The organism is Streptomyces sp. NPDC031225 (assembly GCF_055570355.1).
The window spans coordinates 154,356-178,123 of the sequence record NZ_JBVIHJ010000004.1 but is presented as its reverse complement, the minus strand read 5'-3'; the positions used below and the strand labels follow the sequence as shown (position 1 = coordinate 178,123).

At 70.8% G+C, this 23,768-nt stretch carries 24 protein-coding genes and 1 tRNA gene; 15 read left to right on the top strand and 10 right to left on the bottom strand.

Going from position 1 to position 23,768, the window contains the following annotated elements; translation table 11 throughout:
- Positions 1-21: 21 nt before the first annotated feature.
- Positions 22-2,754 carry a pyruvate dehydrogenase (acetyl-transferring), homodimeric type gene (gene aceE / locus ACZ48Z_RS08330; RefSeq protein ID WP_468735008.1) on the bottom strand — a complete coding sequence of 911 codons (2,733 nt, stop codon included), beginning with the start codon at positions 2,752-2,754 and terminating at the stop codon, positions 22-24.
- Between the two features lie 344 nt (positions 2,755-3,098).
- Here aceE and ACZ48Z_RS08325 point away from each other — a divergent pair, with 344 nt between their 5' ends.
- The 6 genes from ACZ48Z_RS08325 (at position 3,099) to ACZ48Z_RS08300 (ending at position 7,602) form a co-directional block, all read left to right on the top strand.
- Complete coding sequence (locus ACZ48Z_RS08325) at positions 3,099-3,530, top strand: DUF3052 domain-containing protein (protein ID WP_232646584.1); 432 nt, start codon at positions 3,099-3,101, stop codon at positions 3,528-3,530.
- Between the two features lie 122 nt (positions 3,531-3,652).
- Entirely contained in the window at positions 3,653-4,111 is a 459-nt protein-coding gene (locus tag ACZ48Z_RS08320) for a peroxiredoxin (RefSeq protein WP_468735007.1), read from the top strand.
- A 124-nt stretch (positions 4,112-4,235) separates the two neighbouring features.
- Positions 4,236-4,811, top strand: coding sequence for a TerD family protein (locus tag ACZ48Z_RS08315; protein WP_468735006.1), 576 nt, complete (start codon positions 4,236-4,238; stop codon positions 4,809-4,811).
- A gap of 98 nt (positions 4,812-4,909) precedes the next feature.
- Positions 4,910-5,485: a TerD family protein gene (locus ACZ48Z_RS08310; RefSeq protein WP_468735005.1), complete on the top strand. Its 576-nt coding sequence runs from the start codon at positions 4,910-4,912 to the stop codon at positions 5,483-5,485.
- Between the two features lie 126 nt (positions 5,486-5,611).
- Positions 5,612-6,760, top strand: coding sequence for a DUF475 domain-containing protein (locus tag ACZ48Z_RS08305; RefSeq protein WP_468735004.1), 1,149 nt, complete (start codon positions 5,612-5,614; stop codon positions 6,758-6,760).
- A 104-nt stretch (positions 6,761-6,864) separates the two neighbouring features.
- Positions 6,865-7,602 (top strand): TerD family protein, encoded by a 738-nt coding sequence (locus ACZ48Z_RS08300; protein WP_468735003.1) that lies wholly within the window; start codon positions 6,865-6,867, stop codon positions 7,600-7,602.
- 22 nt (positions 7,603-7,624) lie between these two features.
- Here ACZ48Z_RS08300 and ACZ48Z_RS08295 read toward each other — a convergent pair whose 3' ends face one another.
- The gene (locus tag ACZ48Z_RS08295; protein WP_468735002.1) at positions 7,625-8,407 is read right to left on the bottom strand and encodes a TerD family protein; all 783 of its coding nucleotides are present in this window, start codon (positions 8,405-8,407) and stop codon (positions 7,625-7,627) included.
- A gap of 205 nt (positions 8,408-8,612) precedes the next feature.
- On the opposite strand from ACZ48Z_RS08295, the gene ACZ48Z_RS08290 reads away from it, so the two are divergent.
- Genes ACZ48Z_RS08290 through ACZ48Z_RS08280 form a run of 3 tightly spaced genes read left to right on the top strand, consistent with a single transcriptional unit; the run spans position 8,613 to position 13,096 of the window.
- Positions 8,613-9,776, top strand: a complete 1,164-nt coding sequence (locus ACZ48Z_RS08290; RefSeq protein WP_468735001.1) for an HpcH/HpaI aldolase/citrate lyase family protein — start codon at positions 8,613-8,615, stop codon at positions 9,774-9,776.
- 24 nt (positions 9,777-9,800) lie between these two features.
- Entirely contained in the window at positions 9,801-12,266 is a 2,466-nt protein-coding gene (locus tag ACZ48Z_RS08285) for a phosphoribosyltransferase domain-containing protein (protein WP_468735000.1), read from the top strand.
- Positions 12,266-13,096 carry an HAD family hydrolase gene (locus tag ACZ48Z_RS08280; RefSeq protein ID WP_468734999.1) on the top strand — a complete coding sequence of 277 codons (831 nt, stop codon included), beginning with the start codon at positions 12,266-12,268 and terminating at the stop codon, positions 13,094-13,096. Before ACZ48Z_RS08285 ends, ACZ48Z_RS08280 begins: the two co-directional genes overlap by 1 nt.
- Here the strand turns inward: ACZ48Z_RS08280 and ACZ48Z_RS08275 are convergent.
- From ACZ48Z_RS08275 to ACZ48Z_RS08260, 4 genes are all read right to left on the bottom strand, one after another.
- Positions 13,020-13,700, bottom strand: a complete 681-nt coding sequence (locus tag ACZ48Z_RS08275) for a DedA family protein (protein ID WP_468734998.1) — start codon at positions 13,698-13,700, stop codon at positions 13,020-13,022. The two genes, ACZ48Z_RS08280 and ACZ48Z_RS08275, sit on opposite strands and share 77 nt — an antisense overlap.
- Positions 13,701-13,783: 83 nt before the next feature.
- On the bottom strand, positions 13,784-14,002 hold the full coding sequence (locus ACZ48Z_RS08270) for an FmdB family zinc ribbon protein (RefSeq protein ID WP_468734997.1): 219 nt from the start codon (positions 14,000-14,002) through the stop codon (positions 13,784-13,786).
- 40 nt (positions 14,003-14,042) lie between these two features.
- Positions 14,043-15,419, bottom strand: coding sequence for a hypothetical protein (locus ACZ48Z_RS08265; RefSeq protein ID WP_468734996.1), 1,377 nt, complete (start codon positions 15,417-15,419; stop codon positions 14,043-14,045).
- Between the two features lie 79 nt (positions 15,420-15,498).
- Complete coding sequence (locus ACZ48Z_RS08260) at positions 15,499-16,269, bottom strand: DUF4097 family beta strand repeat-containing protein (RefSeq protein ID WP_468734995.1); 771 nt, start codon at positions 16,267-16,269, stop codon at positions 15,499-15,501.
- Positions 16,270-16,478: 209 nt separating this feature from the next.
- Here ACZ48Z_RS08260 and ACZ48Z_RS08255 point away from each other — a divergent pair.
- Positions 16,479-16,550, top strand: a tRNA-Val gene (locus ACZ48Z_RS08255).
- A gap of 71 nt (positions 16,551-16,621) precedes the next feature.
- On the opposite strand, the gene ACZ48Z_RS08250 is transcribed toward ACZ48Z_RS08255, so the two are convergent.
- Complete coding sequence (locus ACZ48Z_RS08250; protein ID WP_468734994.1) at positions 16,622-16,966, bottom strand: hypothetical protein; 345 nt, start codon at positions 16,964-16,966, stop codon at positions 16,622-16,624.
- A gap of 208 nt (positions 16,967-17,174) precedes the next feature.
- Here ACZ48Z_RS08250 and ACZ48Z_RS08245 point away from each other — a divergent pair, with 208 nt between their 5' ends.
- Entirely contained in the window at positions 17,175-17,600 is a 426-nt protein-coding gene (locus tag ACZ48Z_RS08245; protein ID WP_468734993.1) for a DUF6003 family protein, read from the top strand.
- A 669-nt stretch (positions 17,601-18,269) separates the two neighbouring features.
- Here the strand turns inward: ACZ48Z_RS08245 and ACZ48Z_RS08240 are convergent.
- Positions 18,270-19,235, bottom strand: a complete 966-nt coding sequence (locus ACZ48Z_RS08240; RefSeq protein WP_468734992.1) for a YihY/virulence factor BrkB family protein — start codon at positions 19,233-19,235, stop codon at positions 18,270-18,272.
- A gap of 166 nt (positions 19,236-19,401) precedes the next feature.
- On the opposite strand from ACZ48Z_RS08240, the gene ACZ48Z_RS08235 reads away from it, so the two are divergent.
- From ACZ48Z_RS08235 to ACZ48Z_RS08225, 3 genes are all read left to right on the top strand, one after another.
- Positions 19,402-20,571 (top strand): MFS transporter, encoded by a 1,170-nt coding sequence (locus ACZ48Z_RS08235; RefSeq protein WP_468735234.1) that lies wholly within the window; start codon positions 19,402-19,404, stop codon positions 20,569-20,571.
- A gap of 56 nt (positions 20,572-20,627) precedes the next feature.
- A complete protein-coding gene (locus ACZ48Z_RS08230; RefSeq protein ID WP_468734991.1) occupies positions 20,628-21,176 on the top strand; it encodes a dihydrofolate reductase family protein in 549 nt (182 codons plus the stop codon).
- 65 nt (positions 21,177-21,241) lie between these two features.
- Positions 21,242-21,763 (top strand): GNAT family N-acetyltransferase, encoded by a 522-nt coding sequence (locus tag ACZ48Z_RS08225; RefSeq protein WP_468734990.1) that lies wholly within the window; start codon positions 21,242-21,244, stop codon positions 21,761-21,763.
- 39 nt (positions 21,764-21,802) lie between these two features.
- Here ACZ48Z_RS08225 and ACZ48Z_RS08220 read toward each other — a convergent pair whose 3' ends face one another.
- The gene (locus ACZ48Z_RS08220; protein ID WP_468734989.1) at positions 21,803-22,729 is read right to left on the bottom strand and encodes a ketopantoate reductase family protein; all 927 of its coding nucleotides are present in this window, start codon (positions 22,727-22,729) and stop codon (positions 21,803-21,805) included.
- Between the two features lie 142 nt (positions 22,730-22,871).
- Between ACZ48Z_RS08220 and ACZ48Z_RS08215 the strand changes: the two genes are divergently transcribed.
- The gene (locus tag ACZ48Z_RS08215) at positions 22,872-23,102 is read left to right on the top strand and encodes a DUF2277 domain-containing protein (protein WP_468734988.1); all 231 of its coding nucleotides are present in this window, start codon (positions 22,872-22,874) and stop codon (positions 23,100-23,102) included.
- A 33-nt stretch (positions 23,103-23,135) separates the two neighbouring features.
- Here ACZ48Z_RS08215 and ACZ48Z_RS08210 read toward each other — a convergent pair whose 3' ends face one another.
- The gene (locus tag ACZ48Z_RS08210; RefSeq protein WP_468735233.1) at positions 23,136-23,699 is read right to left on the bottom strand and encodes a DedA family protein; all 564 of its coding nucleotides are present in this window, start codon (positions 23,697-23,699) and stop codon (positions 23,136-23,138) included.
- Positions 23,700-23,768 lie beyond the last annotated feature (69 nt).

The following is a 23,768-nucleotide window of genomic DNA, read 5'->3' as shown; positions in this document are numbered from 1 at the left end:
GGCTCAAGCCGAGCGCAGCGGCTACGCGTCGCCGCCCGCCGCTCCCGGGTCCGCCGCCGACACGTCCAGCAGCTGGTACCGGTCGATCGCCTGCTTCAGCACGGACCGGTCCACCTTGCCCTCCCGCGCCAGCTCGGTCAGCACACCCACCACGATCGACTGCGCGTCGATGTGGAAGTACCGCCGCGCCGCACCCCGGGTGTCGGCGAAGCCGAACCCGTCGGCGCCCAGCGACTGGTAGGTGCCCGGCACCCATCGCGCGATCTGGTCCGGCACCGCCCGCATCCAGTCGGAGACGGCGACGAACGGCCCCTGCGCACCGGCCAGTTTCCGCGTCACGTACGGCACCCGCTGCTCCTCCTCGGGGTGCAGCAGGTTGTGCTCCTCGCAGGCCACGGCCTCGCGCCGCAGCTCGTTCCAGGAGGTCGCCGACCAGACGTCGGCCTTGACGTTCCACTCCTCGGCGAGGAGCTTCTGCGCCTCGACCGCCCACGGCACGGCCACACCGGACGCCAGGATCTGCGCCGGGATCGACCCCGAGGTGCCCTCGCTGAAGCGGTAGACGCCCTTGAGGATGCCCTCGGCGTCGATGTTCTCCGGCTCGGCCGGGTGCTGGATCGGCTCGTTGTAGACGGTGAGGTAGTAGAAGACGTTCTCGCTGTCGGGGCCGTACATCCGGCGCAGACCGTCCTGCACGATGTGCGCGATCTCGAACCCGAACGCCGGGTCGTACGCCACACAGCCCGGGTTGGTCGAGGCGAGCAGCTGCGAGTGGCCGTCGGCGTGCTGGAGGCCCTCACCGGTCAGGGTCGTGCGGCCGGCGGTCGCACCCAGTACGAAACCGCGCGCCAGCTGGTCCGACATCTGCCAGAACTGGTCGCCGGTGCGCTGGAAACCGAACATCGAGTAGAAGACGTAGACCGGGATGAGCGGCTCGCCGTGTGTCGCGTACGCCGACCCCGCCGCGATCAGCGAGGCCGTGCAGCCCGCCTCGGAGATGCCGTCGTGCAGCATCTGCCCGGTCGGCGACTCCTTGTACGCGAGCAGCAGTTCGCGGTCCACCGACTCGTACTGCTGGCCAAGCGGGTTGTAGATCTTCGCACTCGGGAAGAAGGAGTCCATGCCGAAGGTGCGGTACTCGTCCGGCGCGATCAGCACGAACCGCTTGCCGAGTTCCTTGTCCCGCATGAGGTCCTTGAGCAGCCGTACGAACGCCATGGTGGTGGCGATCGATTGGTGCCCGGAACCCTTCTTCACACTCGCGTACGTCTTGTCCTCCGGCAGAGCGAGCGGCTTCGCGCGCACGACACGGGTCGGGACGTACCCGCCGAGACCCAGCCGGCGGTCGTGCATGTACTGGATCTCCTCCGAGTCCCGGCCCGGGTGGTAGTAGGGCGGCGCGCCCGACTCCAGCTCCTTGTCGGAGATCGGCAGGTGCAGACGGTCGCGGAAGCCCTTGAGGTCTGCGACGGTCAGCTTCTTCATCTGGTGCGTGGCGTTGCGGCCCTCGAAGTTCGGGCCCAGCGTCCAGCCCTTGACGGTCTTGGCGAGGATGACCGTCGGCTGGCCCTTGTGCTCCACGGCCGCCTTGAACGCGGCGTAGATCTTCTTGTGGTCGTGACCGCCGCGGCCCAGGTGCAGGATCTGGTCGTCGGTCATGCCCTCGACCATGGCGCGCAGGCGCTGGTCGTCGCCGAAGAAGTGCTCGCGGATGTACGAGCCGGACTCGGTGGCGTACGTCTGGAACTGGCCGTCCGGGGTGGTGTTCATCCGGTTGACGAGGATGCCGTCGCGGTCCCGCGCGAGCAGCGGGTCCCAGCTCCGGTCCCAGATCAGCTTGATCACGTTCCAGCCGGCGCCCCGGAAGACCGACTCCAGTTCCTGGATGACCTTGCCGTTGCCGCGCACCGGGCCGTCGAGGCGCTGCAGGTTGCAGTTGACGACGAAGGTCAGGTTGTCGAGGCCCTCGCGCGCGGCGATGGTCAGCTGGCCGAGCGACTCCGGCTCGTCCATCTCGCCGTCCCCGAGGAACGCCCACACGTGGGACTTGCTGGTGTCGGCGATCTCGCGCGCGTGCATGTAACGGTTCATCCGCGCCTGGTAGATCGCGCCGATCGGGCCGAGGCCCATCGACACGGTCGGGAACTCCCAGAAGTCCGGCATCAGCCGCGGGTGCGGGTACGAGGACAGGCCGTGCGGCGCCTTCGACCTCTCCTGGCGGAACGCGTCCAGGTTCTGCTCGCTGAGGCGGTCCAGCAGGAAGGCGCGGGCGTAGATGCCCGGTGAGGCGTGGCCCTGGAAGAAGACCTGGTCGCCGCCGTCGCCGTCGTCCTTGCCGCGGAAGAAGTGGTTGAAGCCGACGTCGTAGAGGGACGCGGAGGAGGCGAAGGTGGCGATGTGTCCGCCGACGCCGATCCCGGGACGCTGGGCGCGCGAGACCATCACGGCCGCGTTCCACCGGGTGGCGTTCAGGACCTTGCGCTCGATCTCCTCGTTGCCGGGGAAGAACGGCTCCGCCCTGGTGGGGATCGTGTTGACGTAGTCCGAGCTGCGCATCTCGGGCACGGCCACGCGCTTCTCGCGGGCCCGCTCGATCAGCCGCAGCATCAGATAGCGGGCCCGCTCCCGGCCGCGCTCGTCCACGGCGGCGTCGAGGGAGTCGAGCCACTCCTGGGTTTCCTCGGGATCGAAGTCAGGAACCTGACTCGGAAGGCCGCCAATGATGATCGGATTGCGATCGGATCCGGAAGCCACGCTGTTCCTTACCTGTCAGAGGGCCGTATTCCTGCATGTCTGCACCGCTCCCCATCGTGTACCTCGGGGGGGCCAAACGTCATCTCTACTCCGGGGTAACCCGGGGTCCCGCACCCGGGTATGGTTCCCAAACACGCAAAGAGGGCAGAAGGGTGTGGCGTGCGTCACGACACGAGCGGGATGATGTGCCTGGAGTTGGGCCGACACGTTCCGGAACGTCACCGTTTCGGCGGTCGGAAACGCCGGGTACTTGCGCGATCCGTCCCGCCCGTGTGGACTACGGCCAACGCTTCGCGCACGCGCGTGGCTGAGACATTCATCGAAACATGATCAGGAGGCAACCCGTGAGCGCGACCGCGGACCACGCGGAGACGAGCCCTGCCGTAAGGCTGGGGTTCCAGCCCGAGCAGGTGGTCCAGGAGATCGGCTACGACGACGACGTAGACCAGGAACTCCGCGAGGCCATCGAGCAAGTCATCGGCAGCGACCTTGTGGACGAGGATTACGACGACGTCGCCGATGCCGTGGTGCTCTGGTTCCGTGACGACGACGGCGACCTGACCGATGTGCTGGTGGACGCCACCACGTACATCGAGGAGGGCGGCTCGATCCTGCTGCTGACGCCGAAGACCGGCCGTGACGGCTACGTGGAGCCGAGTGACATCTCCGAAGCCGCGACGACGGCGGGGCTGTCCGCCTCCAAGAGCGTCAGCGTGGGCAAGGACTGGAGTGGCAGCCGGCTGGTGACGCCCAAGGCGGCCAAGTCCAAGAAGTAGCCCTGAAGCAACCCCGTGGAACCGGACGGGCCGGCGCGACCGGCCCGTCCGCTTCCGTGCCCTGATCGCTGCGTAGGGTGGTTCCGTCACTCGAACAGCCCCCCCGAAGGGACATCCACGCGATGGCGATCCAGGCCGGCGAAAAGGCCCCCGACTTCGAGCTCAAGGACAACCACGGCAGGACCGTGAAGCTGTCCGACTTCCGCGGCGACAAGAACGTCGTGCTGCTCTTCTACCCCTTCGCCTTCACCGGCGTGTGCACGGGTGAACTGTGCGAGCTGCGTGACAACCTGCCGCAGTTCTCCGACCGTGACACCCAGCTGCTCGCCGTCTCCAACGACTCCATCCACACCCTGCGCGTCTTCGCCGAGCAGGAGGGCCTGGAGTACCCGCTGCTGAGCGACTTCTGGCCGCACGGCGAGGTCTCCCGCGCCTACGGCGTCTTCGCCGAGGACAAGGGCTGCGCGGTGCGCGGCACCTTCGTCATCGACAAGGAGGGCGTGGTCCGCTGGACCGTCGTCAACGCCCTGCCGGACGCCCGCGACCTGAACGAGTACGTGAAGGCGCTCGACACCCTGTGATTGTTCGTCTCCAGGGACTGCGTGGGCCGGGAACCCCTCACTAGGATCGAATCGTTGATCCGACAGCATCCGACATCGCACGCACTACGGGGCTCCCGGCCCCAGGACACCAAATGGAGGACCCGTGGGAGTCAGCCTCAGCAAGGGCGGCAACGTTTCGCTGACCAAGGAGGCCCCGGGCCTGACCGCGGTCATCGTCGGTCTGGGCTGGGACGTCCGCACCACGACCGGCACCGACTTCGACCTGGACGCCAGCGCCCTGCTGGTGAACGCGGCCGGCAAGGTCGCCAGCGACGCGAACTTCGTCTTCTTCAACAACCTCAAGAGCGGGGACGGCTCGGTCGAGCACACCGGTGACAACACCACCGGTGAGGGCGAGGGCGACGACGAGCAGATCAAGGTCAACCTCGCCGGCGTCCCGGCCGACGTCGACAAGATCGTGTTCCCGGTCTCGATCTACGACGCCGAGAACCGCCAGCAGTCCTTCGGCCAGGTGCGCAACGCGTTCATCCGCGTCGTCAACCAGGCCGGCGGCGCCGAGATCGCCCGCTACGACCTCTCCGAGGACGCCTCCACCGAGACCGCCATGGTCTTCGGGGAGCTCTACCGCAACGGCGCCGAGTGGAAGTTCCGCGCCATCGGCCAGGGCTACGCCTCGGGCCTGCGCGGCATCGCGCAGGACTTCGGCGTCAACGTCTAGGCCCGGCCCCGGTCTCTCGTCCGGCGTCGCACGGTTTGCGTGCGGCGCCGGACGTGCAGGAACAGCACAGAAGCACACTCTCGGGGAGGGAACAGCAGATGGGCGTCACGCTCGCCAAGGGGGGAAACGTCTCCCTGTCCAAGGCCGCACCCAACCTCACTCAGGTGATGATCGGGCTCGGCTGGGACGCGCGCTCCACCACCGGAGCCGACTTCGACCTCGACGCCAGCGCCCTGATGTGCGGGGGCGGTCGGGTCCTGGGTGACGAGTACTTCGTCTTCTACAACCAGCTCAAGAGCCCGGAGGGCTCGGTCGAGCACACCGGCGACAACCTCACCGGTGAGGGCGAGGGCGACGACGAGTCGCTGCTGATCGACCTCTCCAGGGTGCCGCCGCAGTGCGACAAGATCGTCTTCCCGGTCTCCATCCATGACGCCGACAACCGCGGCCAGACCTTCGGTCAGGTCAGCAACGCCTTCATTCGCGTGGTCAACCAGGCCGACGGCCAGGAGCTCGCCCGCTACGACCTCTCCGAGGACGCCTCCACCGAGACCGCGATGATCTTCGGCGAGGTCTACCGGTACCAGAACGAGTGGAAGTTCAGGGCGGTCGGACAGGGCTACGCCTCGGGCCTGCGCGGCATCGCCCTCGACTTCGGGGTCAACGTCTCATAACGCGTTATGAGCAAAAACCGGGGCCGGGTGGGCTGCGAAGAGGGGCCGACTAGACTTCGGGTTCAAGTCTTCGTAAAGCCGAGTGCGGCACGGGGGAATCCCGTACACGTACGGATTGGGTAGCCAGTGGTTCTCAAAACCTTCGGCTGGTCGTTCGCGGTCACCGCGCTCGGCCTGGTCGCCGCCGTCCTCTACGGGGGGTGGGAGGGCTTCGGTGTCGTGGCGATCCTCTCCATCCTCGAGATCTCCCTGTCGTTCGACAACGCGGTGGTCAACGCCGGAGTCCTGAAGAAGATGAATGCCTTCTGGCAGAAGATCTTCCTCACCGTCGGTGTCCTGATCGCCGTCTTCGGCATGCGGCTGGTCTTCCCCGTCGTGATCGTCGCGGTCACCGCGAAGATGGGGCCCATCGAGGCGGTCGACCTCGCCCTCAACAACAAGGACCACTACCAGGAACTGGTGACCGACGCGCACCCGGCGATCGCCGCGTTCGGTGGCATGTTCCTGCTGATGATCTTCCTGGACTTCATCTTCGAGGACCGGGACATCCAGTGGCTGCGCTGGATCGAGCGGCCGCTGGCCAAGCTCGGCAAGGTCGACATGCTGTCGGTGTGCATCGCGCTCGTCGTCCTGCTGATCACCGCGTTCACCTTCGCGACCAACGCCCACCAGCACGGCGGCGCCCACGTCGACAAGGCACAGACCGTCCTGATCTCCGGTATCGCGGGTCTGATCACCTACATGATCGTCGGCGGCCTCTCCGGCTACTTCGAGGACAAACTCGAAGAGGAGGAGGAACGCGAGCACGAGGAGGAGGAGCGGGCCCAGCGCGAGGGCAAGCCCAAGTCCGCGGTGCTCATGGCCGGCCAGGCCGCGTTCTTCATGTTCCTGTACCTGGAGGTGCTGGACGCCTCGTTCTCCTTCGACGGTGTGATCGGCGCGTTCGCGATCACCAACGACATCGTCCTGATGGCCCTGGGTCTGGGTATCGGCGCGATGTACGTGCGGTCGCTGACCGTGTACCTGGTCCGCCAGGGCACCCTCGACGACTACGTCTACCTGGAGCACGGCGCCCACTACGCGATCGGCGCGCTCGCGGTGATCCTCATGGTGACCATCCAGTACGAGATCCACGAGATCATCACCGGCATGGTCGGGGTCATCCTGATCGGCTGGTCCTTCTGGTCGTCCGTGCGCCGCAACAAGGCGCTCGCGGCCGCCGAGGGAAAAGCCCGGGGCTCGGACGAGAAGACTGAGGTCTCGTCCGGGGTGTGACACCCTTCCTGGTGAGGAACGCTCTGAGCGGGGCGGCCGGTCTCCGGCCGCCCCGCCGGTTTTCCAGGTGACGCCGGTTTTCCAACGCGGACGTAGGGGCGGGAATGGGCTTCTTGGACGGACTCCGGGGCGGCCGCGAGGTCGACTTCGACTCGGGCAGCGCGGCCAGCAACGCGATCGAACTGACCAAGCGGCACAACCGGGTCTCGCTCACCAAACAGGGCGCGGCGACCGGGAACCTGCGCATCAACCTGACCTGGCGGATGCGGACGTCCGACATCGGCGGCTCGCAGCGGGAGTCGCTGCTGCGGCACCCCTTCAAGGCGCTCAGGCCGCCGGAGGTCCTCGGACACAGCCAGAGCATGGTCAACGTCGACCTCGACCTGGGCTGCCTGTACGAACTGGCCGACGGGACGAAGGGGGTCGTCCAGCCGCTCGGCGGATTCCTGGGGGACGTCAATGCACCGCCGTACGTGAAGCTCAGCGGTGACGACCGCTTCGGGTCGGCGTCCGGCGAGACGATGTACGTCAACCTGGACCACTGGGAGGCCATCAAGCGGCTGCTGGTCTTCGTCTACATCTACGACCAGACGCCGGCGTTCGACCGCACGCACGCGATCGTGACGCTGTACCCGAGCAACGGGCCGCGGATCGAGATAGGTCTCGACGAGCGGCATCCCCAGGCGCGGTCCTGCGCGGTCGTGATGATCGAGAACGTCAAGGACGAACTCGTCGTACGGCGCGAGGTGCAGTTCGTGTACGGGTTCCAGGGGGAACTCGACCGGTTGTACGGGTGGGGGCTGCAGTGGGGGCGCGGTTACAAGGCGAAGGCGGACCGCTGAGCTCCGCCGCGCGGCGCGTCCTTCAGCGCCCGATGAACTGCGGGCCCTGCGGGGGCATGCGGAACTCCGCCGCCGCTGCCGGAGCCACCGGCTGCGGGTAGCCGTAGCCCCCGGCCGCCGGCACCGGGGCGGTGGCCGGAGTCGGCGTCTGGGGGTAGCCGTAGGCCTGCTGGGTGGGCACCGATGTGGCGGACTGGGCCGGCTGTTCCGGAGGGAGCGGGAACGACGTGGGCTCCGGTCCGGCCGGAACCTCCGGCGAGTCGGACTCGTCCACCACGATGCCGAAGTCCGTGGCCAGGCCCTGGAGGCCCTCCACATAGCCCTCGCCCAGGGCGCGGAACTTCCAGCCCTCGCCGCGGCGGTACAGCTCACCGCAGATCAGGGCCGTCTCCTCGCCCGTCTCCGGCTTGATGTCGAAGTGGACCAGCGGCTCGCCGTCGGTGACCGAGGCGTCGTACAGCAGGATGCGCAGGCCCTGTACGCGGCCGAACGTGGCGTCGTCCGTCGAAGCGACCAGGAGAATCTGGCTGACGTCGGGCTCGACACCGGCCAGATCCGTCTGGATCGTGTCGGTAGGGCCCTCGGCGACGCGCTTCTTGCCGAGGAGCCAGACCTTCCCTGAGGGGTGCCGGGGCTGGTTGTAGAAGACGAAGTCCTCGTCGGACCGCACACGACCCTCGGGGCCGAGGAGGAGCGCCGAGGCGTCGACCACCGGGACCCCCTGCCCGGGCGCCCAGCGCAGTACGGCGCGTACCGTGGTGGCTTCCAGCGGGACGTTCGACCCCTTCAGCATCGCGTGCGTCATGCGGTCATCCTGCCCTCTCGGTCCTGGTCACGACAACGCGGGGGTGAGGACGCCGGTTCATGTCGTCCCGGCGCCGACATGGCCGTGTTTGTCTGCGTTACCTGAAATTCATGCCCGGTGGGAACCTCAGACATGGGTACCTACGTACTATTACCGGCCACCTGTGAACTGTTCACAGGTTGCACAGCTGCCACGGGGGAGTCATATGCGTCATTTTGGGCACATCGCCCCTGAGGTGCGCCAGCGCCTCTTCCACCAGGAGCCCTGCGAGTTCACCGCGGACTCCCCGTCCCGGCTGCTCTCCGCGGCTCTGGGCGCCACGCTCTACAGCCCGGCCACGCGGCCGCGGCTCGCCGACGACATCGTCAAGCAGACCGGACGCGGCGTGGTCTCGATGGTGCTGTGCCTGGAGGACTCGATCGGCGACGAGGACGTCGCCGAGGGCGAGGAGAACCTCGTCCGGCAGTTCACGGACCTCATGGAGCGCGGCGTGGACCTTCCGCTGCTCTTCATCCGGGTCCGTCACCCCGAACAGATCCCCGATCTCGTACGACGCCTCGGCCCCGCCGTCCGGCTGCTGTCCGGATTCGTGCTCCCGAAGTTCACCGAGGAGCGCGGAATCCCCTTCCTGGAGGCGATTTCCGCCGCCGAGGCCGCGAGCGGACACCGGCTGTTCGCCATGCCCGTACTGGAATCGCCGGAGCTGTTGTACCGGGAGACGCGCGTAGAGACCCTTGAGGGCATCTCCCGCACGGTCGACAAATACCGCGAGCGGGTCCTCGCGGTCCGCCTCGGCGTCACCGACTTCTGCTCCTCCTACGGCCTGCGCCGCGCCCCCGACATGACCGCCTGGGACGTCCAGATCATCGCCTCCGTCATCGCCGACGTGGTGAACATGCTGGGCCGCGCCGACGGCACCGGTTTCACCGTGACCGGGCCGGTCTGGGAGTACTTCCGGGTCCAGGAGCGCATGTTCAAGCCCCAGCTGCGCCGCAGCCCCTTCCTGGAGGGCCAGGCCGAGGAGCTGCGCGAGGCGCTCATCGAGCACGCGATGGACGGCCTGCTGCGCGAGATCACCCTCGACCAGGCCAACGGCCTGCTCGGCAAGACCTGCATCCACCCCTCCCACGTGCTGCCCGTGCACGCGCTGTCCGTGGTCAGCCACGAGGAGTTCAGCGACGCGCAGGACATCCTGCGGCCCGAGCGCGGCGGCGGGGGCGTGCTGAGGTCGCAGTACACGAACAAGATGAACGAAGTGAAGCCGCACCGCGCCTGGGCCGAGCGCACCCTGCTGCGCGCCGAGGTCTTCGGGGTGGCCAACGAGGACATCGGCTTCGTCGAGCTGCTCGCCGCCGGAATACCCGGCTGACCGTCTGTGAACACCAAGGGACGCATGAACAAGGCAGTGAACGAGGGGACACCGGGCGAGGTCTGGTCGGGGACGTGGGTCGCCGACCGGCTCGGCGTCGAGCTCGTGGGCGACAGCCGGCTGACGGACCTCCTGGGGCTCGCGCTGCGGCGCAACCCCAAGCGGGCCCATCTGCTGGTCTCCAACGTGCTGGGCAAGCACGTACCGCAGTCACCGTCGGTGGTCTACGGCCACGGGTTCGCCCTGGGCCGCCGGGTACGGGAGCTGCTGGGCGACGAGGAGGCCGCCCGCGCGGTCGTCCTGGGCTACGCGGAGACGGCCACCGGCCTTGGGCACTCCGTCGCAGACGGCGTCGGCCTCGCCCCGTACCTCCACTCCACCCGCCGTCCCGTCCCCGGCGTCACCCCCGCGGGCGGCTTCGAGGAGTCCCACTCCCACGCCACGAGTCACCTTCTGCTGCCCGAGGACCCTTCGCTCCTGGCCGGCGACGGCCCCCTGGTCCTGGTCGACGACGAGTTCTCCACGGGCAACACGGTCCTGAACACGATCAGGGATCTGCATGGGCGGTACCCGCGAGGGCGGTACGTCGTGGTCGCCCTGGTCGACATGCGCTCGGAGGCCGACGCGGGACGGCTGGAGGCCTTCGCGCGGGAGATCGGCGCGCGGGTGGACCTGGTGGCAGCGGCATCGGGCACCGTACGCCTGCCGGAGGGGGTGCTGGAAAAGGGGCAGGACCTTGTAGCAAGGTTCGAGGTCACCCACCCAGGGGCGCGGGGAACTGCGCGACCAGCCCCCACGCACCCGCACCCGGCAATCAACCGCGTGGACCTCTCGTGGCCCCGGGACCTTCCGGACGGCGGCCGTCACGGATTCACTCCCCGGCATCGAATACGCCTGGACGCCGCCCTCCCGGCGATGGCCGCCCGCCTGGCCGAGGCCCTCCCGCCGGAGGCCACCCGCGTCCACGTCCTCGGCTTCGAAGAGCTGATGTACGCCCCCTTGAGGCTCGCCCGAGAGCTGGAGCAGGTCATCGACGCCGAGGTGCGGTACTCGACGACCACCCGCTCACCCGTACTGGCCGTCGACGACCCCGGATACGCCATCCGTACCCGCCTCACCTTCCCCGCCCACGACACCCCCGCGGACGGCCCCGGCGACCGCTACGCCTACAACGTCGCAGGCGCCGGATTCGACGCGATCGTCGCCGTGGTCGACTCCACCGCCGACACCCCAGAACTGCACGCCCCCGACGGCCTGCTCGCACAACTGGCCGCGCACACCCCGCATGTCGTCCTCGTGGTCCTCCCCAGCCACACCCCCGAAAGGCCCCCCATGCTCCCCGAGCCCCTCCGCGGCCCCGCCTTCTCCTCGTACGCCCCGGAGGACGTCGGCTGGCTGCTCCAGGACCTCTCGGACGTCACGCTGGAGGCGCCGACCGAGGAACGCGAGGAGGCCATCCAGAGCGGCGGCGCGCACTACGCCGAGTCGCTGCCGGTGGAGTACCAGCCGAGCGAGCAGTACCAGGAGCTGTTCCGGACGGCCCTGAAGGAGTCCTCCGCGCGGCTCGCCGAGGCGGTCGGCGCCGTGACGGAGATCGTGCTCCAGGAGCGCTCGCCCCGCCCGGTCCTCGTCTCCCTCGCCCGCGCCGGCACCCCCGTGGGCGTCCTGATGCGCCGCTGGGCCCGGTTCCGGCACGGCCTGGACCTGCCGCACTACGCCGTCTCGATCGTCCGCGGCCGCGGCATCGACGCCAACGCCCTGCGCTGGCTGGCCGCACACCACGACCCCGCCGACGTCGTCTTCGTCGACGGCTGGACCGGCAAGGGTGCGATCACCCGCGAACTGGCCGCCGCGATCGAGGAGTTCGAGGCCGAGGGCGGTCCCGCCGGCTTCGACCCGGAGATCGCCGTACTGGCCGACCCGGGCTCCTGCGTGCGGACGTACGGCACCCGGGAGGACTTCCTCATTCCCTCCGCCTGCCTCAACTCCACGGTGTCCGGCCTCATCTCGCGTACGGTCCTGCGCGCGGACCTCGTCGGCCCGGACGACTTCCACGGCGCGAAGTTCTACCGCGAACTCGCCGGCGTGGACGTGTCGGTGGACTTCCTGGACGCCGTGGCCGCCCGCTTCCCCGAGGTCGCCGAGGCGGTCGGCGCGCAGGCCAAGGAGCTCCTCTCCAGCGACCGGGAGCCCACCTGGGAGGGCTGGGCGGCCGTCGAACGCATCAGTGAGGAGTACGGCATCCACGACGTCAACCTCGTCAAGCCGGGCGTCGGCGAGACCACCCGGGTGCTGCTGCGCCGGGTGCCCTGGAAGATCCTCGCGCGGGCCGGGGCGGGCGCCGACCTGGACCACGTACGCCTGTTGGCCGGACAGCGAGGTGTCCCGGTCGAGGAGGTCGCCGAACTCCCGTACACCTGTGTGGGGTTGATCCACCCCCGGTACACGCGGGGCGCGACGGGCACCGACGGCAAGGCGGTGGCCCTCTGATGGCGACCCAGGCCCAGGCCCATGCTCCCGTGCTCATCGCGAGCGACCTCGACCGCACGCTCATCTACTCCGCCGCCGCCCTCGCGCTGACCATGCCGGACGCGAGGGCGCCCCGGCTGCTCTGCGTCGAGGTGCACGAGAGCAGACCGCTGTCGTACATGACGGAGACGGCGGCCGGGCTGCTCGCGGAGGTCGGTGACGCGGCGGTCTTCGTGCCGACGACGACCCGGACCCGCAAGCAGTACCAGCGCATCAACCTCCCCGGCCCCCCGCCCACTTACGCGATCTGCGCGAACGGCGGCCACCTGCTCGTCGACGGCGTCACCGACCTCGACTGGCACGCCCGCGTCACGGCCCGCCTCGCCGACGAGTGCGCCCCGCTCGACGAGGTCCGCGCCCACCTGGAGAAGACGGCTGATCCGCTCTGGGTGCGCAAGCACCGCATCGCCGAGGACCTCTTCGTCTACCTCGTCGTCGAGCGCGAACTGCTGCCCGAGGACTGGGTGAAGGAGCTCGCTGTGTGGGCCGAGGACCGCGGCTGGACCGTCTCGCTCCAGGGCCGCAAGATCTACGCCGTCCCGAAGCCGCTCACCAAGAGCGCGGCGATGCGCGAGGTGGCCCGGCGTACGGGGGCCTCCCTGACGCTGGCCGCGGGCGACTCCCTCCTCGACGCCGACCTGCTGCTGGCCGCGGACCGGGGCTGGCGGCCGGGGCACGGTGAGCTGGCGGACGCGGGCTGGACCGCTCCGGCGATCAGCGCGCTGCCCGAGCGGGGGGTGCTGGCGGGGGAGCGGATCCTGCGGGAGTTCCTGAAGGCGTCCCGTCCGTAGCGGGCGCCGACCGCCGCCGTAGCCGTACGACGACGAAGACCGCGACCGCGACGGCGGCGGCCGCCAGGACGGCCTTCGAGTACGCGGACACGATGTCGGTGACCTGGGTCCAGTTGGCGCCCAGGGCGTGGCCCGCGAGCACGAACGCCGTGTTCCACAGGGCGCTGCCCAGGGTGGTCAGCGTCAGGAACACGGGCAGCGGCATGCGTTCGACACCGGCCGGGATCGAGACGAGGCTGCGGAAGACCGGGATCATCCGGCCGAAGAACACCGCCTTGGTGCCGTGCCGTTGGAACCAGGCCTCGGTGCGCTCGATGTCGTCGGCCTTGATCAGCGGCAGCCGGGCCGCGAGCGCCATCGTGCGGTCCCGGCCGAGCAGCGCACCGACGCCGTACAGCGCGAGGGCGCCGATCACCGAGCCCGCCGTCGTCCACAGCAGCACGGCGAGCAGGCTCATCCGGCCGGTGCTCGCCGCGAAGCCCGCGAGGGGCAGGATCGCCTCGCTCGGGATGGGCGGGAAGAGGTTCTCCAGGGCGACGGCGACCCCGGCGCCGGGCGCGCCCAGCGTGTCCATGAGGCCGTTGACCCAGTCGATGGCTGACATGGGCCCACGCTAGGCAGACGCACCTGAAGGCAGCCTGAAGAGGCTCCTCGGGACGACTTTGTGGCGAGGCTTTCGTACGGCCGTCAGCCGCAGCAGCCTCCGCCGCAGCAGCCGCCTCCACCGCCCGCCTGGGGTGCGGGGGCCGACGCTGACGCGGAGCCGCCCACGGCCACCGTCGACAGCAGCTTGACCGTGTCGTCGTGGCCCGCGGGGCAGTCGGCGGGATCGGAGGACTGGGCCATCGGACGGCTCAGTTCGAAGGTGTCGCCGCAGGTCCGGCAGCGGTACTCGTAGCGAGGCATGCGCACAGGTTAACCGGCGATCCGGGATCGTCGTAGACGGTCAGTGTGCGCCCCCGCGCTCCTCGCGGATCCGGGAGACCACCTGGGCCACCGACTGCCGGACCGCTTCCGTCTCGGTCAGGAAGTGCCAGTAGTCGGGGTGGCGGCCCTCCAGGCCGCCGATCGCCCGCTCCAGGCGTGCCACCGCCTCGTCCAGCGGGCGCGCGTCCCTGGGGTCGGGGGTGGAGCGGCCGCTCATGGCGAGGCGCTGGGCGTCGCGGAGGGCGAAGCGGGTGCGGTCGATCTCCTGCTGGGGGTCCTTCTGCACGGCGTTCAGCCGGCGCAGCCGGTCGCCGGCGGCGGAGACGGACTCGTCGGTCGTGTTGAGCAGGGCCCGGACCGTGGAGAGCAGGGAGGCCGCGTCCGGCCAGCGCTGTTCGTCGCGCGCGGCCCGGGCCTCCCGGAGCTTCAGCTCGGCCTGGGCCACGTTCTGCGCGGCCTGGTCCGGGACGTGCTGGAGGTCCTGCCAGCAGGCGGCCGTGAAGCGGCGGCGCAGTTCGCTGAGCACCGGGTCGACCTGGCCCGCGCGGGTGGTGAGGGCCTCTGCGCGGGTGCGCAGGGAGACGAGCCGGTGGTCGATCTCCGCGGCCCGCTCCGGCAGCCGCTCCGCCTCCACCCGGATCGACTCGGCCTCGCGGGCGACCCGCTCGGCCCGTTCCAGGGTCTCCGGCACGCCGTGCTGTCCGGCGCCCTGGTTGAGCTTGGTCAGCTCCGGCCCGAGGGCGGCGAGCCGGGCCGCGAGGTCGTCCGCCTTCAGCCCCGACTCCCGTACCGCGTCCAGGGCGTTGGAGGCGGCCAGCAGGCCCTGCCGGGCCCGCTCGACGGCCGGGGCGAGGCGGGCGAGCTGGGTCTCGGCCTTGCCGAGCAGCGGACCGAGGCTGTCGCCGAAGCGGTCCAGCTCCTTCTTGACGTTGCCGAGGTCGTCCTTGGCCCGGTTCAGTTCCGCACGCGCGCGTGTCGCGACGGAGGCCTCCAGTTCGTCCCGGTCGAGGTCATGGGCGTCGACCGCCTCGATGTAGCGCCCGCTGGCCTCGTCGATCCGCCCGCTGATCGCCTGGAAGTCGGCCACCGCCCGGCGGGCGGCGGGCGAGTCGTCGACGGCCGTGATGGTCTCTATCGAGATGCGCAGATCCCGCTGGGCCGTGTCCAGTTCGTAGAACGCGGCCGCGGCGGCGTCCTTCGCGGCCTGCGCCTCGGCCCGCTGGCTCTCCGAGCGCCCGCCGAACCATCGGCGGGTGCCACCCCCGGCGAACGCGGCCGGCAGCGCGAGGGCGGCCAGCAGGGGCAGACCGACGAGGGTGAGGGTGTCCCTGAGCGCCTGACGGTGTGCGCGCGGCACCATCGACGACGAATACGGCTGCGATGGTGTCGCCGTCACATCCCTCTCCCGTGCTGTGTCCGTCCTGGCGGTGCCCGGTGTCATTCTCCCACCGGTAAGGGACGAACACACGGGCCGGTCAGTTCGCGGTTCGGACCGTGACTTTGCCGTCTCCGCTCTGGGCGGACACGACGTGCCCGCTGGAGTCGGACCGGGGCACGGAGACGTCGACGCCGCCGTCACCGGTCCTGGCCTCCACACGGTAGGTGGCCTTCGGCACCTCGACGGTCACCGAGCCGTCGCCGCTGCGGGTCTCCACCCGGTCCGGTACGGCGCCGAGTTCGAGGTGGACCGAGCCGTCCCCGCTGCGCGCGGTCACCCGGCGGGAGGTGACCGCCGCGCGCATGGATCCGTCGCCGGTGCGCAGGTCCAGCGGGCCGCTGGAGTCGGTGACCCGCACGGACCCGTCGCCGGTGCTGATGCTCAGGGGCTGGGTGAAACCCCGGGCGCGCACGCTGCCGTCCCCGTCCTCGACCTTCACGGTGATGTCCCGCGGCACCTCGATACGGTGCTTGGCCGCGCAGTCGGCGACGACACCACTGCACTTCATCCGCAGCACCAGCCGGTCGTTCTTCATCGACCAGGTCACCTTCGGGTCCTTGCCGACGGCGACGGTCCCCTGGAACCAGCGGGTGACCTCGACCGTGCCCGACTTGTTCGCGTCGGCGGCGACGATTTCCAGCGCCGAGTCGTCGGAGTCGACGGTGAGGGTGCGGCCCTGGAGGGCGAAGGAGCGGTGGTCGGGGGTCTTGTCGTCCCCGGCGGAGGCACCGCAGGCGGTGGCCCCCGCGACGACGAGCGCGACGACCCCGGCCGCGGTGGCGGCACGTACGGGAACGGAACGGACCATGACGATCTCCCCCTGATCTACCCCTGACGGGCGGCCGCGGGCACTCCGCGACCCTGCTTCGACCCTAGGGACCGCGGCACCTGCCGGGGATCCGGGCCGCTCCCGGATCCGGGGTGGGGTTTTCCCCCGTATCAACCCTGACTCCGCCGGCCTCCGAGTAAGGGTTTGCAGGGCAGGGGGCCGGGCAAGGTAGGCTGTCGACTCGTCTCGGGTGCGTAGCTCAGGGGTAGAGCGCCTGCCTTACAAGCAGGATGTCGGCGGTTCGAAACCGTCCGCGCCCACACGAGAAGAAGACCCCGGCCGATCTCGGCCGGGGTCTTCCCTCTTTCTGCCTGTCCTTCTGTCCGCGCGTTCAACAGGGTTCCTGTGCGCGGGACTCGTGCGCGTGCTTGAGCCCGGTGCGGGCGTCCACGCGGTGCGGTGCGGCCACGTCCTTCCAGAAGCGGTGGGTGGTGACGAAGACCGCGAGTTCGTGTTCGCGCTGCCGGAGCTTCTCCACCTCGGCCTGTTGGTCAGGGGTCCAGCCGGGCGAGGCGGGGCGCTCCACCTTGCGCCAGCCGTTGTCGTCGCTGAAGCCGTCCAGCGGTACGACCGACCAGGGCAGCCGCTTGAGCAGGGCCGACAGCTCGGCCCGGACCTGATGCAGCTCCTCCTGACCGGCGAGGAGGTCACTCGGAAAGTCATAGGTCTCAGCCACGGCACAATGCTACGCCTGTTCGATTTTGGGTGGCGAGTGGCTTCCGGAGGTTCATGCGAACGGGTGTGACGGGGCTTCGGGGCCGGCCACGGCCGAAGGGGTGTTCTGACCCGGCTCCGGTTCCGCGCGGGGACTGCGGCTGCCTGTGGTTATCCGGGTGAGGCGGGGTAATGGGATGTCGATCAGCAGCTGGTGAGAAGGAGCCGAGATGACCGACGACGCCTACCTGTTCCTGCTCGACGACGCGTCCGCACGGCTCGGGGTGGCCCCCGCGGCCGTCGGTGACCTCGCCTGCATGGACACCCCGGCGGTCCGCGCGTGGCTGAACGCGCAGGGCAGCTCGCCGACCTCCCCACATCTGCGGCTGCTGCCGCCCGAGGAGACGGCGGCGGTGCCCGAGGGGGCGGAACGGCTGCCCGTTCCGCTGAGCGACGAGGAACTGAGCCGGGTCCGCCACGGCTTGGCACCGCAGTCTCTCGCCGGTGTCGAGGAGGAACTGCTCGCCTATCGCGACACCGCGGACGGCCGCGACGACCTGATCGGGCGTGCCCTGGCCGCCGGCGTGGCCCCGCACCGCATCGTCGAACTGACGGGAGTGGACCCGGCGACGGTGACGGAGGCGGCGGAGGGGTGACGGCGGGCTGCCGGCGGTCGGCGGTCGGCGGTCGGCTGAGGCGTACGACGCCGGGCGAGCGGCCGGCAGCGAGGCGGTCGGTCGGCGGGTGCCCGGCGGGCGGCTGATGGTCGGCGTCGGCCTGTGGCGGCGGGGCGGATGAGTCGGCGGGGCGTGCTGCGAGTGGCTTGACGGCGGATGTACGGCGCGGCGTGCGGGCCTGCGGCCGGCAGCGGGGTGGGCGGGCGTGCCGTCGGGAGTGTGACGGATGGCGGCGGGGCGGGCCGGTCGGCGGAGCGGGCAGGCGGCGAGCAGGCGGTCGGCGAGCGGGCGGTCGGTGAGACGGGCGTACGGTCGGCAGCGGGGTTGCTTGACGGCGGGTGTACGGCGGCGTGCGGTCGGCAGCGGGGTGGGCGGGCGTGCCGTGGGGCGGGCCGGTCGGCGGAGCGGGCAGGCGGCGAGCGGGCGGTCGGCGAGACGGGCGTGCGGTCGGCAGCGGGGTGGGCGGGCGTGCCGTGGGGCGGGCCGGTCGGCGGAGCGGGCAGGCGGCGAGCAGGCGGTCGGCGAGCGGGCGCACGGCCGGCAGCCGGGTTGCTTGGCGGTGGGCGTACGGCGGCGAGTGGGGTGGACGGGGAAGCGGGGCGCCGATTCCGGCCGTGGCCGGTCGTGTGGGACGGGGTGGCGTTCGGGTCAGGCACCCGGGCCGGGGTCGGGGTGGACGGCTGATTCCACGCCCGCGCGGGCCGCTTCCAGCTGGGCGGCGAACGCGATGCCGAGGAAGAGCGCGACGGCGGTGAGGTTGGCCCACAGCAGCAGGGCGATGAACGCGGTGAGCGGCCCGTACACGGCACCGAAGGCCCCGCTCTCCTCGACGTACAGCGCGAGCAGCCAGGTGGCCGCCACCCACAGCAGCAGATGCACGGCCGAACCGAAGGCCAGCCAGGTGTAGCCGGGCTGCACCCGGCGGGGCGACCAGCGGAAGATCACGGCGGAGGCCACCCAGGCCAGCGCGAGCCCCACGGGGATGTTGAGCACGCTCCACCACTGCGGTCCGCTGCCCGCCCGGCCGATGGATTCCGCCACCGCGTCCCCCACGGCCTCGCCCGCGACGAGCACGACGAACCCCAGCACCAGGGGCAGACCGGCGGCGAGCGCGAGCACGACCCCGCGCGCGTACTTGCGCGGGAAGGGGCGGTCGCGCTCGATGCCGTAGATCCGGTTGGCGCCGCGTTCGATCTGGCCCATGGCGGAGGCGAGGTTCAACAGCGCGAAGCCGAGGCCGAGCCAGAGGGCGAGCGTGCTCCAGACATCGCCGTGCGCGGTGCGCCGCGTTCCCTCGAAGGCGTCCTCGACGATCTCGGCGCTGGCGCCCGGCACGATCCGGCCGAGCGTGAGCTCGATGATCCGGCCCACGCCCTCCGTGTGCACCGACGTCGCCAGCCCGACCAGCGCCACGGTGCACGGGACCAGACCGAGCACCACCTGGAAGGCCAGGGCGCGGGCGTTGGTGAAGCCGTCCGCGTAACGGAACCGCGCGAACGAGTCGGCCAGCAGTCGCAGCCCGCCGTAGTGGCGCAGGGCGGTGAACGCCTCGTCCCCGGAGAGCTCGTCCCCGATCATGTCCCGGGTCTGCGGGACGGTGACGGCGGTTCCCATGGTGTGGACGCTCCTTGTCGTACGGCTGCTTCCAGTTCGGTTGCCCCGTGAATCACTCTGCCCGACCTCGTATGTCCAAGCGTCGTCGCCTCTTTGTCCATGGACCGGTCCGCGGCCGCGACGCGAGGGTCGGGCCATGGACGCGAAACCCCGGGAACGGCGACGGATGCCCAGGGGGCTCGTCGCGCTGGCGGTCGGAGGGTTCGGCATCGGGCTGACCGAGTTCCTGATCGCGGGGCTGCTGCCGCAGGTGGCGGCGAGTTTCGCGGTGTCCGAGGCGGCCGCGGGCCGGCTGATCTCCGGATACGCGTTGAGCGTCGCCGTCGGCGCGATCGCCCTGACCGCGGCGACGGCACGACTGCCCCGCAAACAGGTCCTGGTCGGTCTGGTGATCCTCTTCGTCGTCGGCAACCTGCTGTCCGCGATCGCACCGGATTACGCGGTGATGATGCTCGGGCGGATCGTCGCGGCCCTGTGCCACGGTTCGTTCTTCGGCATCGGCTCCCTGGTCGCGCGCAGCCTGGTCGCGCCCGAGAGGAAGTCCCGCGCGGTGGCCGTCATGTTCGCCGGACTGACGGTCGCGAACGTGCTGGGTGTGCCGTTCGGCGCGCTGGTCGGGGAACGCTGGGGCTGGCGGGCCGCCTTCTGGGCGGTGACCGCGATCGGCCTGCTCGCGCTCGCGGGCATCGTCGCCTTCGTGCCGGGCCGCGCCGGACAGGCCCCGTCGACGTCCTCGTCGCAGCCCGCACCGCCCACCGGCCTGCGCGCCCAGGCCCGCGCGTTCCGGTCGGCACAGGTGTGGCTCACCCTGCTGGCGACCGCGCTCGGTTACGGCGGGATGTTCGGCGCGTTCAGCTACATCGCCTACACGTTCACCGAGGTCGGCGGCTTCTCCTCGGCGGATGTCGCCTGGCTGCTCATGGTCTACGGCGTCGGCCTGGTCGTCGGGAACCTGATCGGCGGGCGGGCCGCAGACCACGACCGGGACCGTACGCTGCTCCTCGCGCTGGCCGGCCTCGCCGTCACCCTGGCCGTGTTCGGACTGCTGGCGGCCAGCGCCCCGGCATCGGTGGTGCTGGTGTTCCTGATGGGGCTGTTCGGGTTCGCCGGCGTACCCGGAATGATCACCCGCGTCACCGACCACGCCCAGGGCGCGGCACTGGCCGCCAGTGCCAACGTGTCGGCCTCCAACCTCGGCAACGCGCTGGGCGCCTGGGCCGGAGGCCTCGCGATCACGGCGGGCCTCGGCTACACCGCACCGCTGTACGTCGGCGCAGGCATCGTCCTGGCCTCCGTCGCCGTCATGGCCGTCGCCGCCTCGACCTCGTCCCGATGACTTTCGACGGTGGTACGGGTCTCAGTGGAACGGGAACCGTCGAGAGGGGTTCGATCATGGAAGCGCAGACCGCCACGGGCAAGGTGCTCTGGCACTTCACGATGTCGTTGGACGGGTTCGTGGCCGGACCCGAGCACACGATGGACTGGATGACGGGGTACTCGTTCAGGCCCGGTCTCGTCGAGGAGTACGCCGGGACGACGGGGGCCGTGCTGGGCGGCCGGGACGGCTGGGACGCCTTTCCCGATCCCGGTGCCATCTACGGCGGCGCGTGGCAGGGACCGCTGTTCGTCCTCACGCACCACCCCGAGGACGCGCGGCCCGCAGCCGGTGTGACGTTCCTGAACTGCGACGCCGCGGAGGCGGTCCGGATCGCGCTGGAGGCCGCCGGTGGCAAGAACGTGGAGGTCTTCTCGCCCACGATCGGCCGGCAGCTCCTCGAACGCCGGCTGATCGACGAGATCGACCTCCACATCGTGCCCATCCTGCTCGGCGACGGAATCCGCCTGTTCGACAACCCCGGCGGCGCCCCCGTCCGCCTCGAACTCCTCGGCGGCGGTGACCCCGAGGCCGCCGTGGACGTGCGCTGCCGCCCCGTCGGATGAGGGGTGGGCCGGGGCCGTTCCGGTGGGCGGGGGCGTTGTCGGACCCGGCGTCTAGGGTGGCGGGCATGGAAGCGGCGGAGGCGGAAACGCAAGCGGAGCAGGTGCGGCTGGTGCCCTGGGCGGAGGGCGACTTCTGGCTGCTGGAGCGGACCAACAGCCCCGAGATGACCGCGCACCTGGGAGGTCCCGAGAGCGAGGAGAAACTCGTCGCGCGGCACCGGCGGTACGTCGAGCTGTCGTCGGGGCAGATGTACCGCGTCGCGCTCGCGGAGGGCGGGGAGACCGTCGGCTCCGTGGGCTTCTGGGAGCGGACGTGGCAGGACTCCGCGGTGTGGGAGACGGGGTGGGGGATCCTGCCCGAGTTCCAGGGGCGCAGGCTCGCCGCGCAGGCTGCCCGCGCCGTCGTGGAGGAGGCACGTGCCGCAGGCCGGCACCGGTATCTGCACGCGTTCCCGAGCGTGGGGCACAGCGCGTCCAACAGCGTCTGCCGCCGGGCGGGCTTCACCCTGATCGGACAGGCCGAGTTCGAGTACCCGAAGGGGCACTGGATCACGTCGAACGACTGGCGGTTCGACCTGACGGGCTGAGACCGGCCGCCGCTGGTCGGCGACGGCCGGGGCGGGACCTCAGCGGGCGGTGTCCGTCAACTCCCGTACCACCCGGGCCGCGACAGGGACCTTCACCCCGTGCCGTTCCGCCGCGCGCAGCAACGCCCCGCCGATCGCGTCCAGTTCGAGCGGGCGGCCCGCCTCCGCGTCGCGCTGCATCGACGACTTGGTCCCGGGCGGGAAGGCGTCGTAGCGGGCGAGGGCCTGAGCGGGGTCGGAAGGGCCTCCGCAGGCCGCGCTGACCGCCGCCGTTTCCTCGACCAGGGCGGTCAGTTCCTCGCGATGGCGGGTGCGTACGTCACCGAGGGGAAGGGCGTGCAGCGTGGTCAGGAGGGCGAAGGGCGCGAGGAAGGACATCTTGGCCCACAGGGCGGCCGACTCGTCGTCCAGGACCCGGGTGGCGGGGCCGGCCGCGGTGAGGGCGGCGGCGAGCGCGTCGAGACGTTCGCGGGGGACGCCGTCGCCGGTCAGATCGACCTCGGCGAAGGGGCTGCCGTGCTCGATGACGCCCGGCGCGACCCTCGTCGACTCGACCCGGATCACCGCGGGGGCGACCCGGTCCTGGCGGTAGCGGGTACGGAGGGCCGCCGGGTGTTCGACGCCGTTCAGGAGGGGGACGACCAGCCCGTCGCCTAGGACGGCGGGCGGGACGCGGTCGAGGGCGTCGGCGAGGGAGGTGTGCTTGACGGCGATCACGCAGGCGTCGACCGGTTCGCGCAGTTCGGTGTCGGCCTCCACGCGGGCCGTGAAGTCGCCGAACGTACGGCTGCGGACCTGGATGCCGGTCGTGCGCAGGAGGTCTGCCGTGTCGTCGCCGGCCAGGCAGACCACGCGGTGTCCGGCGCGGGCCAGGAGGGCGGCGAGGAGGCCGCCGGTGCCGCCGGGGCCAAGGACGGCCACGGTCGGTTCCCGGTGCGAGGGGTCGTACGCGACGTCGTGCGCCATGTCGGGGTGTTCCTCTCGTCGGTCGGCCCCGGGGTCGGTGGCCGCCTCGTTGAGGATCATGGCATCCGGCGACGGGCGGGGAGAAGGCGTCGATTCGCCGGAGGCGGGGGCGGTAATCCGTCGGCGGAGGGAGACTGTCGGTATGTGCCGCAGTATCAAGACGCTTCGTCCGCCTGTATTGCCCGAGGAGGCGACGGAGGACGAGATTCGGGCCGCCGCGCTTCAGTACGTGCGAAAGGTGTCGGGCTTCCGGGCACCGGCCGCGCACAACCAGGAGGTGTTCGAACGGGCCGTGGACGTGATCGCGGAGGCGACAGCGGAGTTGCTGGCCGGGCTGGAGGTACGAGGGACGGTCCGGCGCGAGGCGGGGTGAGCCGGACCGGGTGGGTGACCCCCGGCTCCCGTGCTACCGCGCTTCCGCGGCCACCGGCTGTCGCCGCATCACGAACGCCGCGCCCGCCCCCGCCCCGGACAGCGCCGCCACCGACACACCCGTCGCCAGCCAGGTCGCCCCCAGCCAGTGCGCGCCGAAGTACCCGAGGGCCACGCTGTACGCGGCCCAGGAGAGGCCGGCGAGGGCGGACCAGGGGAGGAAGTCACGGGCCCGGCGATGGGCCGTGCCGGCCAGCAGGGAGACCACCGAGCGGCCTGCGGGGGCGAAGCGGGCGAGGACGACCAGGGCGCCGCCGCCCGTCGTCAGCGCGGCGCCGAGACGTTCCTGCGCGGTGGTGAGGCGACGCGAGCGGGCGATCGCGCGGTCCAGGCGCTCGCCGCCCCGCCAGGCGAGCCGGTAGGCCGCCAGGTCACCCAGTACGGAGGCCGTCGTCGCGCAGAGGATGAGCGACATGACGTCGGGGACCCGGCCGGTCGCCGCGCTGCCCGCGGCCGCCGCCGTCGCGGCCGTGATGACCAGCACACCGCTCGGCAGCAGCGGCACGAACACGTCGAGGAGCACCGACAGCGCGACCATGGCGTAGATCCATGGACTGCCGGTCAGTGACCCCAGATTTTCCAGCACCGCGACTCCCCGTGATTCCCC

What these genes read in the sequence shown, in the direction of transcription:
- ACZ48Z_RS08280 (WP_468734999.1), top strand. Translation starts at nt 12,266, where the DNA reads ATGGCGACCCAGGCCCAGGCCCATGCTCCCGTGCTCATCGCGAGCGAC.
- ACZ48Z_RS08210 (WP_468735233.1), bottom strand. Translation starts at nt 23,699, where the DNA reads ATGGTCGCGCTGTCGGTGCTCCTCGACGTGTTCGTGCCGCTGCTGCCG.
- ACZ48Z_RS08300 (WP_468735003.1), top strand. Translation starts at nt 6,865, where the DNA reads ATGGGCTTCTTGGACGGACTCCGGGGCGGCCGCGAGGTCGACTTCGAC.
- ACZ48Z_RS08295 (WP_468735002.1), bottom strand. Translation starts at nt 8,407, where the DNA reads ATGACGCACGCGATGCTGAAGGGGTCGAACGTCCCGCTGGAAGCCACC.
- ACZ48Z_RS08225 (WP_468734990.1), top strand. Translation starts at nt 21,242, where the DNA reads ATGGAAGCGGCGGAGGCGGAAACGCAAGCGGAGCAGGTGCGGCTGGTG.
- ACZ48Z_RS08235 (WP_468735234.1), top strand. Translation starts at nt 19,402, where the DNA reads ATGCCCAGGGGGCTCGTCGCGCTGGCGGTCGGAGGGTTCGGCATCGGG.
- ACZ48Z_RS08270 (WP_468734997.1), bottom strand. Translation starts at nt 14,002, where the DNA reads ATGCCTCGCTACGAGTACCGCTGCCGGACCTGCGGCGACACCTTCGAA.
- ACZ48Z_RS08275 (WP_468734998.1), bottom strand. Translation starts at nt 13,700, where the DNA reads ATGTCAGCCATCGACTGGGTCAACGGCCTCATGGACACGCTGGGCGCG.
- ACZ48Z_RS08245 (WP_468734993.1), top strand. Translation starts at nt 17,175, where the DNA reads ATGACCGACGACGCCTACCTGTTCCTGCTCGACGACGCGTCCGCACGG.
- ACZ48Z_RS08320 (WP_468735007.1), top strand. Translation starts at nt 3,653, where the DNA reads ATGGCGATCCAGGCCGGCGAAAAGGCCCCCGACTTCGAGCTCAAGGAC.
- ACZ48Z_RS08285 (WP_468735000.1), top strand. Translation starts at nt 9,801, where the DNA reads ATGAACAAGGCAGTGAACGAGGGGACACCGGGCGAGGTCTGGTCGGGG.
- ACZ48Z_RS08290 (WP_468735001.1), top strand. Translation starts at nt 8,613, where the DNA reads ATGCGTCATTTTGGGCACATCGCCCCTGAGGTGCGCCAGCGCCTCTTC.
- ACZ48Z_RS08220 (WP_468734989.1), bottom strand. Translation starts at nt 22,729, where the DNA reads ATGGCGCACGACGTCGCGTACGACCCCTCGCACCGGGAACCGACCGTG.
- ACZ48Z_RS08260 (WP_468734995.1), bottom strand. Translation starts at nt 16,269, where the DNA reads ATGGTCCGTTCCGTTCCCGTACGTGCCGCCACCGCGGCCGGGGTCGTC.
- ACZ48Z_RS08215 (WP_468734988.1), top strand. Translation starts at nt 22,872, where the DNA reads ATGTGCCGCAGTATCAAGACGCTTCGTCCGCCTGTATTGCCCGAGGAG.
- ACZ48Z_RS08230 (WP_468734991.1), top strand. Translation starts at nt 20,628, where the DNA reads ATGGAAGCGCAGACCGCCACGGGCAAGGTGCTCTGGCACTTCACGATG.
- ACZ48Z_RS08240 (WP_468734992.1), bottom strand. Translation starts at nt 19,235, where the DNA reads ATGGGAACCGCCGTCACCGTCCCGCAGACCCGGGACATGATCGGGGAC.
- ACZ48Z_RS08310 (WP_468735005.1), top strand. Translation starts at nt 4,910, where the DNA reads ATGGGCGTCACGCTCGCCAAGGGGGGAAACGTCTCCCTGTCCAAGGCC.